Source organism: Stieleria maiorica (genome assembly GCF_008035925.1).
Lineage (GTDB): Bacteria > Planctomycetota > Planctomycetia > Pirellulales > Pirellulaceae > Stieleria > Stieleria maiorica.
This window is the reverse complement of sequence record NZ_CP036264.1, coordinates 6794274-6806770: the sequence shown is the minus strand read 5'-3', so window position 1 is coordinate 6806770 and position 12497 is coordinate 6794274. Positions and strand designations below refer to the sequence as shown.

Here is a 12497-nt window from a genome sequence, read left to right as displayed (position 1 = left end):
CACCGGCGCTGGCCGCAATTGAAAGAGAATCATCATGCAGGAGATCGTCAAGCGACTCGAAGAAATGCGCAAGGCGGCCGTGTTGGGCGGCGGCCAACGAAGGATCGACGCGCAGCACAAAAAGGGCAAACTGACCGCACGGGAGCGGATCGAACTGTTGTTGGATCCGGGCATGTTCGAAGAATGGGACATGTTCGTCGAACATCGCTGCAAAGATTTCGGGATGGACCAACAGAGCATCCCCGGCGACGGCGTCGTGACCGGCTACGGCACGATCAACGGACGTGTCGTGTTCGTCTTCAGCCAAGACTTCACCGTCTTCGGGGGATCGTTGTCCGAAGCCCACGCCGAAAAGATCTGCAAGGTGATGGACCATGCGATCAAAGTCGGTGCTCCGGTGATCGGCATCAATGATTCCGGCGGGGCACGAATCCAGGAAGGCGTCGCGTCACTGGGCGGCTACGCCGATGTCTTCCAACGCAATGTCCTGGCCTCTGGCGTCGTACCGCAGATCTCGTTGGTGATGGGCCCCTGTGCCGGCGGCGCGGTTTATTCGCCGGCGATGACCGATTTCATCTTCATGGTCAAAGACAGTTCGTACATGTTCGTGACCGGACCGGATGTGGTCAAAACCGTCACGCACGAAGAAGTCACGCACGAACAGCTCGGCGGCGCTGTGACTCACTCGACCGTCTCCGGTGTTGCCGACCGCGCGTTCGAAAACGACGTCGAAGCCCTGGCGATGGTGCGGCGGTTCATGAACTACTTGCCGGCCAACAATCGCACCCCCGCTCCGCATCGCCCCACCCCCGATCCGTCCGACCGTGTCGAACCCTCGCTCGACACGCTGGTGCCCGATTCGCCGACGATGCCCTACGACATGAAGGAGCTGATCCTCAAGATCGTCGACGACACCGACTTCTTTGAACTACAGCCCGAACACGCCAAAAACATCGTCGTCGGGTTGGCCCGGATGGACGGCTACCCGATCGGCATTGTCGCCAACCAACCGCTGGTGTTGGCCGGCTGCCTGGACATCAAATCGTCGATCAAGGCTGCACGCTTCGTCCGCTTCTGCGACGCCTTCAACATCCCGCTGTTGACGCTGGTTGACGTCCCCGGTTTCATGCCCGGCACGGCCCAGGAATACGGCGGGATCATCAAACACGGCGCCAAACTGCTGTTCGCCTATGCCGAAGCGACCGTCCCCAAAGTCACCCTGATCACCCGCAAGGCCTACGGCGGTGCCTATGACGTGATGTCGTCCAAGCACCTCCGCGGCGATGTCAATCTGGCCTGGCCGAGTGCGGAAATCGCGGTGATGGGTCCCAAAGGGGCCGTCGAAATCATCTTTCGCAAGGATTTGGACAATCCCGAAAAGATCGCCGAACTGACCGAAGAGTACCGCGTCAAGTTCGCCAACCCGTTCATCGCCGGTCGCCGTGGTTTCATCGATGACGTCGTGATGCCGCGGATGACCCGCAAGCGTATTTGTCGATCGCTGGCCATGTTGCGCAGCAAGAAACTGGAAAACCCCTGGCGGAAGCACGGAAACATACCGCTCTAGAGATTGGTCAAATCAAGAAACATGTTCAACAAAATTCTGATCGCAAATCGTGGCGAGATCGCTTGCCGCGTCATCAAGACGGCCCGCAAGATGGGGATCGAAACGGTCTCGGTTTATTCCGAAGCCGATCGTGATGCGCTGCACGTCTCCATGGCCGACCAAGCCGTTCCGATCGGGCCGCCACCGTCGGCGGAAAGCTATCTGGTGATCGACAAACTGATCGCTGCCTGTCGCGACTCCGGCGCCCAGGCGGTTCACCCGGGTTATGGATTTGTGTCCGAGAACGCCGCTTTCGCGCAGCAGTTGGCGGAAGCCGGGATCACGTTCATCGGTCCCAACGTCCACGCGATCAAAAACATGGGCGACAAGATCACGTCCAAGAAACTGGCCCACGACGCCGGCGTCAATACCGTCCCGGGGCACGCCGACATCATCGCTTCGCCCGACGCTGCTGTCGCGATCGCCCAGGACATCGGCTACCCGGTGATGATCAAAGCCAGCGCCGGGGGAGGCGGCAAGGGGATGCGGATCGCCCGCAACGACGACGAGTGCCGCGACGGATTCCAGCGGGCCAGCGGTGAAGCAAAAACCTCCTTCGGCGACGACCGTGTGTTCATCGAAAAATTCATCGAACAACCGCGACACATCGAGATCCAGGTGATCGCCGACCGATACGGCAACGTCATCCACCTGGGCGAACGCGAATGTTCGCTCCAACGACGTCACCAAAAGGTCATCGAAGAAGCCCCCTCGCCCTTCTTGGACGCCAAGACACGCGCGGCGATGGGCGACCAGGCGGTGGCGCTGGCCCGCGCGGTCCAGTACGAATCGGCCGGGACGGTGGAATTCATCGTCGACAACGACCGCAATTTCTACTTCTTGGAAATGAACACCCGGTTGCAAGTCGAACACCCGGTGACCGAATACGTGACGGGGCTGGACCTGGTCGAATTGATGATCCGCGTCGCGGCCGGCGAGGAGTTACCGCTGTCCCAGTCGGACGTCAGTCTGCGTGGGTCGGCGATCGAGGCCAGGGTGTATGCGGAGGATCCGTTGCGTGGTTTTCTGCCCTCGATCGGACGGCTGGTGCGCTACAGCCCGCCGCCGGAAAACGAGCTCGTTCGCGTCGATACCGGTGTCTATGAAGGCGCCGAAATCTCGATGCACTACGATCCGATGATCGCCAAACTGATCACCTACGGAACGACGCGTGATATCGCCATCGCCCACATGCGCGAGGCGCTCAATGAGTTCTATATCCGCGGCGTGTCGCACAACATCAGCTTTCTGGCGGCGTTGATCGAACACCCGCGATTCCGCTCGGGGATGATCAGCACCAATCTGATCGCCGAAGAGTACCCCGATGGATTCCAACCGTCGGATTTGGTGCACGAGAATCCCGCTTTGCTGATCGTGGTCGCGGCGGCCATCCATCGCCGCTACATGGACCGGGCCGCCGGGATCAGTGGCCAATTGCCTGGTTATGAACGAAGCATCCCCGACAACTGGGTCATCGTGCTCAATGGCGAGCAGTCGCCGGTCGTGATGCGACCCTGTCCCGACGGCCATGAGGTCACCTACGGCACCGACACCTACCGCGTGATCAGCGACTGGCAATTCGGCAAGCCTTTGTTCAAAGGCACCGTCAACGGCGAAACCGTCTGCATTCAAGTCGAACGCCGCAACATGCATTACAGCCTGTTCCACTGGGGTTCCCAGATCGACATCATGGTCCTGACGCCGCGGGCGGCGGACCTGCTCGCCTGCATGCCGGTCAAAGAGCCGCCAGACATGAGCCGTTTTTTGCTCTCGCCGATGCCCGGCCTGTTGACGCAGCTGAGAGTCGAAGAGGGGATCGAGGTCCACGCCGGACAGGACCTGGCGGTGATCGAAGCGATGAAGATGGAAAACGTGCTCCGCGCCGAACGCCAGGGACGCGTCGCCAAGGTCCTGGCCAACATCGGCGATACACTGGCCGTTGATCAACCGATCTTGGAATTCGAATCACCGGGCGGCTAACGCAAGCTGGCCCCGTGGCTGACAGAATGAAGGCAGACTATGTCCCTTCGTGTGATTCGTCTCTTATTGTGGGTGATTGTTAAATGCTAAAAGCGCTTATTGTCGGTGGCAGTGTCGGATTATTTGTTGGCGTGCTGATCGGCACGGTTGGAGGGACTTCCATGCTAGTGGAAGTCATCATGCAAATGGTCTTCTGCACCATCGGCGGACTTGGCGTCGGCGTCTGTTTCCACGTGTTGACTCGAAAGAAAGACGAGGATGAAACCTTCCTCCCTTCGTCGACCGACCTTGCCGAACCCCAAACGGAAAAGAGCAATCGACTCATTTGGCTCATTCCGCTGGCCTCGGTTCTCGCCGCGCTCGTCAAGGGCTTTATGGTCGGCGCTAGATTGGGGCAGTGATCGATCACGCGAATCGACACCCACATTTCGGGCAAATGCGCGACGTCCTCGCCAATTCTCGACGACACGATGGGCACGCGTGCACGTTCTGCTCCAGACGCTCTTTTTCAGCTAATCTTTCCTTGTTGTTGTTCCAGAACACGGCATAAGCAATCGCAAATGGCCACCCCACAGTAAGGAGAACGACCGCTGTCAATCCCCACATCACCACGGAGCCAATGAATCCCCAGAACGTCTTGTTCTTCGACACGCTCGATGGTGAGTTTCGAGAATCAGCCTCGGCCGGGTTTCCAGGAGCTTGATATGGATTTTGCACTGGTTCAGAGCCTTTGTTTACTATCAGTTTGAGCACCGCCGCCTCCCGAATCACATCCGACCGCAACGAACAGTAAGATCGCGAGTATTCGGCAAGCATGCATTTGATCGAGTTCAACGCCTGCTTTAGACGTTCATCAGGAAGTACACAACGCCGTTCGTCTGGTCAACAAAGATTATCACAAGTCCGGATCAACAGGAGCATTCCGACGGGCAGTCATCATCGTAGCCAAAATTCCCAACTTTCGGCCGACGTTTCGGACGCCGGTTCGTCTCGCCCGACCGATGCCAATGATTATTTCGTTATCACGAATTACGAGCACCAAGTTAGCATCTCCGAGCCGCACCGATGTTCTGTTGGTCGCTCAATCTCCATCTCCTCTTCCGGGCGTGGCTCGACTTTGCGATGAACATCGTAGGCTTGATCGCCAAGGCAGCGTTGCCAAGCGACAATCGTTGCCCCGCCTCTTTGCGAGACCACCCAATTCACACTGGCTCCCCTCGCCCCCAAAAACCGGCGAGCTTCAGCGATCCGGTTTTCGGGGGAGAGAGGCCGGGGGTGAGGGGGATTGCCAGGTATCGAAGACGCCTATCGAGCAGGGAAAACCTGACGGCGCACCCAGCCGAAGTGCAGAGTCTCGGTAAGCACCGTCATGATGCCCGAGGATGACATCCCCGTCAGCCTCCGCGTCTTCGTTTGATCGTTTTGCTCGTCTGGTCACACAATGAAAATTCACGTCGAGAACACACGACGCATTGAGCGTTCGATGACGCACGCACCGGCGATACTGATCGCTAACACCAAGACGGCAACATCAATGTTGCCGCTGAACTGCAAATGAGTCGAGTCGAGAATCCAACCTGCGAGCCGCTGGGTGTTCATGACCATCGAAGCGAAGACCACGCCAGAAACAATGCGTGTTCCTACGTGGAGCGCTCGGTTTCTGGGGGGCGCAGAATTCTGGATGATCGCGAACCCTACCACAATCGAGACCAGCAATTCGATCGCCGATCAAAGGCGAGGATGACGGATTTTCGGGTGTGGAACCAAACGACGTAGGTCATTCAGCAGTTTCTTTGCAGCGGCATTGTCGTCAAACCCATACAACGCTACTGAAGCTTGTCCGGTCCGGGGATCGATCACGGGCATGTAGAAATTGTGGCATTTCCAACAAATCGAAACACTAAAAATCACCGTGCCGTCACGGTAGAAGCGAAGGCCATAGGTGGGCACGTGACAGAATGCGCCGTTCGGCTGAAAACGGAGTGATCGCCAATCGTCAGCGATTCGTTTGGCGTCCTTGCCTTTGACCACCGTCGAGGCGTGTGCCGTGACGGAGATCTCAGGTGATGGAATCGTGGCGGTCCCATCGGGCACGACCGGTGACGCTGGCCGAACGAGAAACGTTTCGGTTTCCGGATCGGAAGGATCGTCTTCTGGATCGGAGAATGAAAACGCAAGAATGTCGACACGGTCAACGACGGGAAGATCCGTCGTGTGAGCCGCCTGCAGCAGACGGGCGAGCGCTTCAAAACGCGGAACACCCGCAGCGTCGTCTGCACAACAATCAAGAATGCAGACCCAGGTGAAGATCGCGAGGAATCGCAGTGCGAGCATGGATCATCGGTCTGAGAATAAGGAGTGACGCGTCAGCGATCAAAGGCCAGGAACAGACTCGATTTCGCCAGATTCATCTTCGATCAGAATCCTAAAAAGAAACCCAGTATCCCATTCTGCGGCGCCCTCGGACTAGCTCACGTTGGTTCGGCAAAGCAATCGGGCAAGTCGCTGCAGAGTTCCGAGACGTCATTGTACTTTGACAGACATTCGACGACCACCGGCAGCGGGTCACTGAATACTTGCTCAATCGTCCGCTCGCCATTCTGCTGGGGCACAAACGCAAGGTGTTCGCGGGGTGGATCGAAGCTGGTGGACAGGCCGGGCCGATTGCCCCGCGGATCCACCCGATACCAGCCAAACTCCTCCAGCCAAACCGCGTTCAATCCATGTAAACAGAATCCAGATTTCGATTGGTCGTCGGCCAAACGCTGATAGGCAAAGCCGCAAGGAATGTTGATTGCACGCAGCATCGCGGCCAGCAAATGACTCTTTGCGTAACAAAGCCCGGTTCGATGCCGCAAGACGTCGGACGCGATCATTGTCACGCGGCGATCCCCGAAATCGCCACTGTGGCGAATCTCGTCGCGAACCCATTGAAAACAGCGAGAGGCTGCCGTCAGGGGCGCCGCATCGCCCGCGAGACCCGTCGCGAGTTTCCGAATCGCCGGATCCGCACAGTCGACGATCGAGGTTGGTCTCAGATAGTTTTCCAAATTGCTTTTCATTGAAAAACGTGCAGTGGTTCAAAACATTCGGAACACGGGATCTCGGCCCAAATCTTCGACGTCAACCCATGTGGCGTGACGAATGGATGACAGACCAATTTGACAGTTGCGATGCCGGCCACGCAATGCCCAAGGCCTCAAAGGTCAGGGCTTGAATCGTTGCGGCTGGGCGTCTCACGGCTCGGCTTCACTGCGCAGGTTCACGGCCTTGCTATCTTGCCTTCCAGCGTGGCACGTAAGGCGTGGTCCCTAGTAAGATAAATGTCGCTGATCGACCATCAACATCGAGTAACCATTCCGACTCGATTTCGTTGTCCGTGTCGGGGACGGAAAGCTTCCCACGGCAGGTTCCCCCCGGGCATCGCCGAACAATGCGGCGGAACGGTCGCCTGATTGGATGGCCGTCAAGCGTGTCGATGAAGAGTGATTCGATCATCCCGTCGCGCAGTCGATCAGGCGGCTGTGGGAATTCACTCTGCACAGAGCTACCATCGGCGTCCGTGTACACAAACGGTTCGTCTGACTCTTCATTGTATTGAATCCGTGCTGCAAGTCACAGCGGAATCATCTGCGTTCGTCTGTGTTCCGCGATCCCGCAGCATTAACCTCAGATGAGCACGAATCGCACACCGGAAATTGCGGCACCCAGCGAGCGTGAACGTCCGCCGCTACCGGGGGCCGACGCGTTGATTCTCCATTTGCGAACGCGTGATGCCGTACTCCGTTGGACGGCATGGTGATCCGCGATCAGGTTCTACAGGAATTCGTGCTTGTACATCGCCCATACGATCGTGAGCAGCGCGCCCAGCGCAATCACGGAAAGCGATAGTTGCAGTTTCCTTCCTGCTGCCATGAATGAAGAACGGTGAATGGCAGGAACGATGATGGCCAAAATGAATCCTCCAAAACCACCGCAAACAGTCCCCGCAAAGTCGCCATGATCGTGAAGAAAACCCGTAAGCCATCCCACAAACGCGAAATAGGCGATTGCGAACACACCATACGCGAAGCCTAACTCCGGAGATGCGATACCGGAAAACGTCTCGCTGTGCGAATCGCCGATGACTTTGGAGCCGCGAAAACGAATCGCAATGCCGTTGGCCATCACGAATCCGGCACCGCCTGCAATCGCACTGCCGACATCTTCCTGTTGACCGCCGTGCAGCCAAGCAAGGAGCGTTCCCGCAATCGCACATGCCCCGGTGGCAAGCAAGATGTAGAAGGCCTGCTTCATTGAGTGATGTTAATACGAGTGCTTCTTGCTGGAACACCGTGCGACGCATCGACAACCTCGAGGCACGGAGGTTCTCACCATTCCTTGCTGTCAAACATTATGGCAAACGAATCGGAAGGAGTGGTGGTCAAAAAATGGGATGGCAAAAAAGATGACGCCGGTTTGTCGCTGGCTTTTGAGATGAACGTAGCCGCAAACAACGTCTGCATCAGTAACGACGCGATCGAAAACTGCGGGCGGTTGCTGCGTTTCATCGACCCCAACTCTCATCGCCGCAGCGGCGTACATCACCAAGGACGCGAGGATGACTTTCCACTTCAAGAACCACGACTCGGGCGACTCGTCCTGCATCGCATCGTCCTGTATTCTACTCGTATCCGTCGAGCCCCAATTCGTCATGTATCACGTAGATCTCGGGACGCAACTCCTTAAGCCGGTCTACGCCGGATTGCGTCACCTGGGTACCCGATAAGACAACACCGAGTTTAAACTTTACCGATGCCAATAATTCCATCCCGTCATCAGAAATGGAGGTATCGTCGAAGAGAATGGCGTTCAGGCGCCCAATCTTGGATAGATGTGGCAATCCTGCATCAGTGATTTGGGTTCCATCCAAGTGAAGCACAACTATCTCGTCAACACCATCGAGAAAGCGAAGGTCTTCATCAGCCACATTGGAGTCAGAGCAATAGAGAGTTTCCAAAACGGAAAAGCGATCGGGAATCTGCGAAGTGATTCGGTCTTCTATGGTGATCCATGTAACCGTAAAGTCATCCTTAATTGTTGGATCGGAACCGCCAAAGGCCGCGATTTCACCGATCAGCTGTTGATGGGCACGCCAATCGCGAGTTTGCCGCTCAACCAACACGAACAAGATTGATGAGATCGCCACGAATGCCAGTGCGGCCTTCAAGCTGAAACGCAATCTTCACCTCTTCAATTGCAGAACGAAAGGCGATCTATCCGGGCACGGGACGTGCCGGGATAGATCATGCGTTGAAGTTTTTCGGCTCGACTTGGCCGGCTTCGGGTCGACCGCTATTAGAATAGATGCAGTTGCCGCATGCCAGCGTTGGCGTTTGATTCGGATGCGGTTTAGGGGGTCGGTTTCGTCTCGTAGGAAAAAAACTCTCGGACAGCACGACGCGTGCCAGCGGGGAAGCCATGCGCCGTTGGCTTACTCGATGGGCCACGTGAGATCAGGACGTTGACCAAAACACAACGCGGATAACCTGCGGCCACGAGATTCAAGAAGCCGGCGCGAGCTGGATTCCCCCGCCCCCCGACGATCGACGCGATGGCCGGTCAGATGAACTTCAACGCAGGCCGCTCATTCGACATCGAAGCCTGCCTCCCATTGATGGGTAGCAATAGATCCACGCGCCCAAGATGAAGGCAGCGGGGGGAGATCAAAATGCTGAGACGCAGCGAGCGCAGAGGATGACACGCTCAATTCCGCATCTCTGCGTCCTCTGCGACTCTGCGATTCAAAATCACCTGCGAATCGTGTCACCCAACGCTGGAAACGATCTCTACGTGTTGCGTCTATCGTGTCGCGATCAGTGACAACCGGATCGTGTCGGTCGATGAGCAAGGCGTGACCGACAGCGACGGCCGTTGGCTCTGACGTCGCCAGCTTGCCGTGTCAATCAGAGCAAAACCCAATCGGGTTTTTCGCCGACTCCGAGCTTCTTGAACAGAAAATTTGAGCATCGGCTCTTCCGCCGGAGTGGACGCTACCCTTCGGCTGCAAACAGAGATCAGAGAGAGACACCGCTCGTCATTCACGCGATGTAAAATTCTTATTGTTTTTTTGCTTTCCTGCACTGGGATCCAGCGCAACACCGCGTGCCCCCGCGAGCCAAAGTGTGGCTGCAAGAACGAATGCAATTCGTTTGATTCCGGCAACGCGGGCGGTTCGACCATTTCCTCGATCACGAATATGTCGTTTGGCCCTTGGTCGGGCATGTCCGCAGTTGCATGAATTAAGTCGCGAATGTGCATCGAGCCAATTCGTCCAATCAAGACACATGAATCACAATCATAGACATCGACAAGTGGTGTGGTATCGACATCCATGCATTGCGGTGGGTCAATGTCAAACACGCCTGGGTACAGTTTTGCGTTCTCCGTACGGAGCTGTTCTTCGTCTCGTTGGAAACGACGATTCGCACGCGACTGCGAGAGAAATCCAACAAGCCAACACGGCAGTGCTGTTAAGAAAAAGACAGGGTGACCAGAAGCGATTCCGCCGCCAACGGATCCAATGAATCCAGCCAGCGAGATTTCGCCGACCATTGTCATGTTGCCCCCGCCGCTCCACGGAATGCTACGGTGGAAACCGAACACACGGCCAAGTGAGGCATGGATCGAAAGCAAAACCGCAGCGACAGAGATCAAGGTGCCAGCGATGCGTTCGCCCATCGAGCATCACCTATTGCAAATAACGGACGTCGTCACCGCGTCGGCGTGATCGACCTGATTTTAAAACAAACTCGACTCGCCGACTGCGGTGCACCACTTGGTTCACGCGGATCGGCCACGACGACAGCTTGAACCATCGTCACTGGTGGCCAGTGTACTCGACCGGAATCGCCGAGGAAAATCGAGTCTCCAAACAGCAGTCGGCGCATCAGGCGTCGGCTGTCAGCGTTGCATTCGACAGGCGTCGGCTTGTCGAATTCGGCCGAGTCGACCGTGCACCAAGTGAGACAAGAATCACGCAAAGACGCCAAGCCGCAAAGAAGCGGGGGCAAAGCTTTGCGGCTTGGCGACTTTGCGTGAGGCCCTTCCAGCAAGTATGTCAGCGCACCTGTCGAACCATGACTTCAGGAGCGAATAACAGGAAACAGAGGTCTGATGAATCCCGGTGCCCGCAAGCTCGGGTACTGGCATTAGCGTTCATCGGTGTTCATTAGCGGTGCCAAAACGCCGAAAACACCAACCGCTAATCCAAGCGAATGAACGCTAATCTCGGAACCCGTTTCAAGCAGCCGAGAGCGTGAACGTTAGCGATATGCGTGCGGCGGCGGGTGATCGACCACTTCAATAACCACGACTCCGCCGCTCCGTCATCATCGCATGGTTATTTGACGTTGCCCCAGCTTGTTTGGATTTTCAACAGAAACGACGTCAGGATGTCGACCAGCTTTCCGATATCCGTGCGACATTGCTCCGTATCCTGTCCGCCGACGGCCAAAATCCCCATCTTGTCAATTCGTGTATCTAGCTTCGTATCGCTGGAGATTGGAATAGACAGGTGCCTTTGCGTCCCATGCTCGCGTGCAACTCTTTCGGTACAGCGAATTGGTGCACAATCATCTGCCATTCCGAGTTGCCGCGCAATCGCCTTTTCCAGCCGCAAACGATCGGCGTAATAGTCTTCGGAAATCACAGTTGTCTCGGGAAAGGCTTCACAGAGACGTTTAACAAGCATGTCGAAGTCAAGCTCCGTGTCAGACGTTCCAGAAACGAAAGGCATTGGTTTCGCCCTGTTTGAGTCAAATAACGTCACGCGTCACCCGGTACGCGCGGAAAATGTTCAACTTCGAGACCGCCCAACTCGCGTACTCGGGTGCACGCGATTGTTACCCGATTCAGTATCAGCCAAGCGTTGCCGATGAGCAATCAGCTCGAATTTACCATCCGTCGTCGATATGTACACGAGCCGATCATTGATTCTCCGAATGCGGACATCCGTTTCGTGGTTTGGGTTCATGCATATCGCAGAGCAACCGGGAGCCTCCAAGTAAAATTGAGCATTTGCGCAAACTACGAGCCTTGGAAGAAGCTTGTATGAGACAAACGTGGCCGTCGAAGCGAGTCCTGTTAATGCAACCAGTGACAAAGCGTCATCCGTCATCGATGTTGGATGTAAAAGCAGGTAGACAGTCATAACCGCAACACAAAACAAAACTGCAGTTGCTATCAGTGGCAATCGCTGAACAGAATGTCGTCGCCAGCGTTTGCCTCGAAAAACAGTGATCAACGTCGCCTCGTGAAATCGCTCGGTTTTCATCAGCGATTCGTACTACGTTTGAACCAATTCGGGTAACGAAATGCGATCTATCCGGGCACGTCTCGTGCCCGGATAGATCGTGCGTTGAAGTTTGTCGGCTCGACTTGGCCGGGTTCGGGTCGACCGCAATTAGAATAGCTGCAGTTGCCGCGTGCCAGTGTTGGCGTTTGATTCGGGTGCGGTTTCGGGGGCCGGTTTCGTCTCGTAGTCAACAAAGAACCTCTCGGACCGCCCGACGCGTGCCAGCGGGGAAGCCATGCGCCGTTGGCTTACTCGATGGGCCACGTGAGATCAGGACGTCGACCAAAACACAACGCGGATGACCTGCGGCCAGGAGATTCAAGAAGCTGGCGCGAGCTTGATTCCCCCGCCCCCCCGACGATCGACGCGATGGCCGGTCAGATGAACTTCAACGCTGGCCGCTCATTCGACATCGAAGCCTGCCTCCCGTTGATGGGTAGCAATAGATCCACGCGCCCAAGATGAAGGCAGCGGGGGGAGATTAAAACGCTGAGGCGCAGAGAGCGCAGAGGATGACACGCTCAATTTCGCACCTCTGCGTCCTCTGCGACTCTGCGATTCAAAATCACCTGCGAA

General features: G+C 56.4%; 11 protein-coding genes. 3 read left to right on the top strand and 8 right to left on the bottom strand.

The window, feature by feature from the left end; genetic code table 11:
* Positions 1-34 precede the first annotated feature (34 nt).
* From Mal15_RS23190 to Mal15_RS23180, 3 genes are all read left to right on the top strand, one after another.
* Positions 35-1567, top strand: coding sequence for an acyl-CoA carboxylase subunit beta (locus tag Mal15_RS23190; RefSeq protein WP_147869941.1), 1533 nt, complete (start codon positions 35-37; stop codon positions 1565-1567).
* A gap of 21 nt (positions 1568-1588) precedes the next feature.
* The gene (locus Mal15_RS23185) at positions 1589-3586 is read left to right on the top strand and encodes an acetyl-CoA carboxylase biotin carboxylase subunit (RefSeq protein WP_147869940.1); all 1998 of its coding nucleotides are present in this window, start codon (positions 1589-1591) and stop codon (positions 3584-3586) included.
* Positions 3587-3669: 83 nt separating this feature from the next.
* Positions 3670-3987: a hypothetical protein gene (locus Mal15_RS23180; protein WP_147869939.1), complete on the top strand. Its 318-nt coding sequence runs from the start codon at positions 3670-3672 to the stop codon at positions 3985-3987.
* A 1048-nt stretch (positions 3988-5035) separates the two neighbouring features.
* On the opposite strand, the gene Mal15_RS23175 is transcribed toward Mal15_RS23180, so the two are convergent.
* From Mal15_RS23175 to Mal15_RS23140, 8 genes are all read right to left on the bottom strand, one after another.
* A complete protein-coding gene (locus tag Mal15_RS23175; RefSeq protein ID WP_147869938.1) occupies positions 5036-5302 on the bottom strand; it encodes a hypothetical protein in 267 nt (88 codons plus the stop codon).
* A 12-nt stretch (positions 5303-5314) separates the two neighbouring features.
* Positions 5315-5920, bottom strand: coding sequence for a hypothetical protein (locus tag Mal15_RS23170; RefSeq protein ID WP_147869937.1), 606 nt, complete (start codon positions 5918-5920; stop codon positions 5315-5317).
* A 137-nt stretch (positions 5921-6057) separates the two neighbouring features.
* The gene (locus Mal15_RS23165; RefSeq protein ID WP_147869936.1) at positions 6058-6648 is read right to left on the bottom strand and encodes a transglutaminase-like domain-containing protein; all 591 of its coding nucleotides are present in this window, start codon (positions 6646-6648) and stop codon (positions 6058-6060) included.
* Between the two features lie 754 nt (positions 6649-7402).
* Positions 7403-7882 carry a hypothetical protein gene (locus Mal15_RS23160; RefSeq protein ID WP_147869935.1) on the bottom strand — a complete coding sequence of 160 codons (480 nt, stop codon included), beginning with the start codon at positions 7880-7882 and terminating at the stop codon, positions 7403-7405.
* 90 nt (positions 7883-7972) lie between these two features.
* Entirely contained in the window at positions 7973-8233 is a 261-nt protein-coding gene (locus Mal15_RS23155) for a hypothetical protein (RefSeq protein ID WP_147869934.1), read from the bottom strand.
* A gap of 16 nt (positions 8234-8249) precedes the next feature.
* Complete coding sequence (locus Mal15_RS23150) at positions 8250-8807, bottom strand: leucine-rich repeat domain-containing protein (protein ID WP_147869933.1); 558 nt, start codon at positions 8805-8807, stop codon at positions 8250-8252.
* A gap of 620 nt (positions 8808-9427) precedes the next feature.
* Positions 9428-10306 (bottom strand): hypothetical protein, encoded by an 879-nt coding sequence (locus tag Mal15_RS23145; protein WP_147869932.1) that lies wholly within the window; start codon positions 10304-10306, stop codon positions 9428-9430.
* A 661-nt stretch (positions 10307-10967) separates the two neighbouring features.
* Positions 10968-11363 (bottom strand): hypothetical protein, encoded by a 396-nt coding sequence (locus tag Mal15_RS23140; protein ID WP_147869931.1) that lies wholly within the window; start codon positions 11361-11363, stop codon positions 10968-10970.
* Positions 11364-12497 lie beyond the last annotated feature (1134 nt).

Excerpts from the sequence above, each read along its gene's own strand:
- Mal15_RS23190 (WP_147869941.1), top strand. The coding sequence starts at position 35 with ATGCAGGAGATCGTCAAGCGACTCGAAGAAATGCGCAAGGCGGCCGTG.
- Mal15_RS23185 (WP_147869940.1), top strand. The coding sequence starts at position 1,589 with ATGTTCAACAAAATTCTGATCGCAAATCGTGGCGAGATCGCTTGCCGC.
- Mal15_RS23180 (WP_147869939.1), top strand. The coding sequence starts at position 3,670 with ATGCTAAAAGCGCTTATTGTCGGTGGCAGTGTCGGATTATTTGTTGGC.
- Mal15_RS23170 (WP_147869937.1), bottom strand. The coding sequence starts at position 5,920 with ATGCTCGCACTGCGATTCCTCGCGATCTTCACCTGGGTCTGCATTCTT.
- Mal15_RS23165 (WP_147869936.1), bottom strand. The coding sequence starts at position 6,648 with ATGAAAAGCAATTTGGAAAACTATCTGAGACCAACCTCGATCGTCGAC.
- Mal15_RS23160 (WP_147869935.1), bottom strand. The coding sequence starts at position 7,882 with ATGAAGCAGGCCTTCTACATCTTGCTTGCCACCGGGGCATGTGCGATT.
- Mal15_RS23155 (WP_147869934.1), bottom strand. The coding sequence starts at position 8,233 with ATGCAGGACGAGTCGCCCGAGTCGTGGTTCTTGAAGTGGAAAGTCATC.
- Mal15_RS23145 (WP_147869932.1), bottom strand. The coding sequence starts at position 10,306 with ATGGGCGAACGCATCGCTGGCACCTTGATCTCTGTCGCTGCGGTTTTG.
- Mal15_RS23140 (WP_147869931.1), bottom strand. The coding sequence starts at position 11,363 with ATGCCTTTCGTTTCTGGAACGTCTGACACGGAGCTTGACTTCGACATG.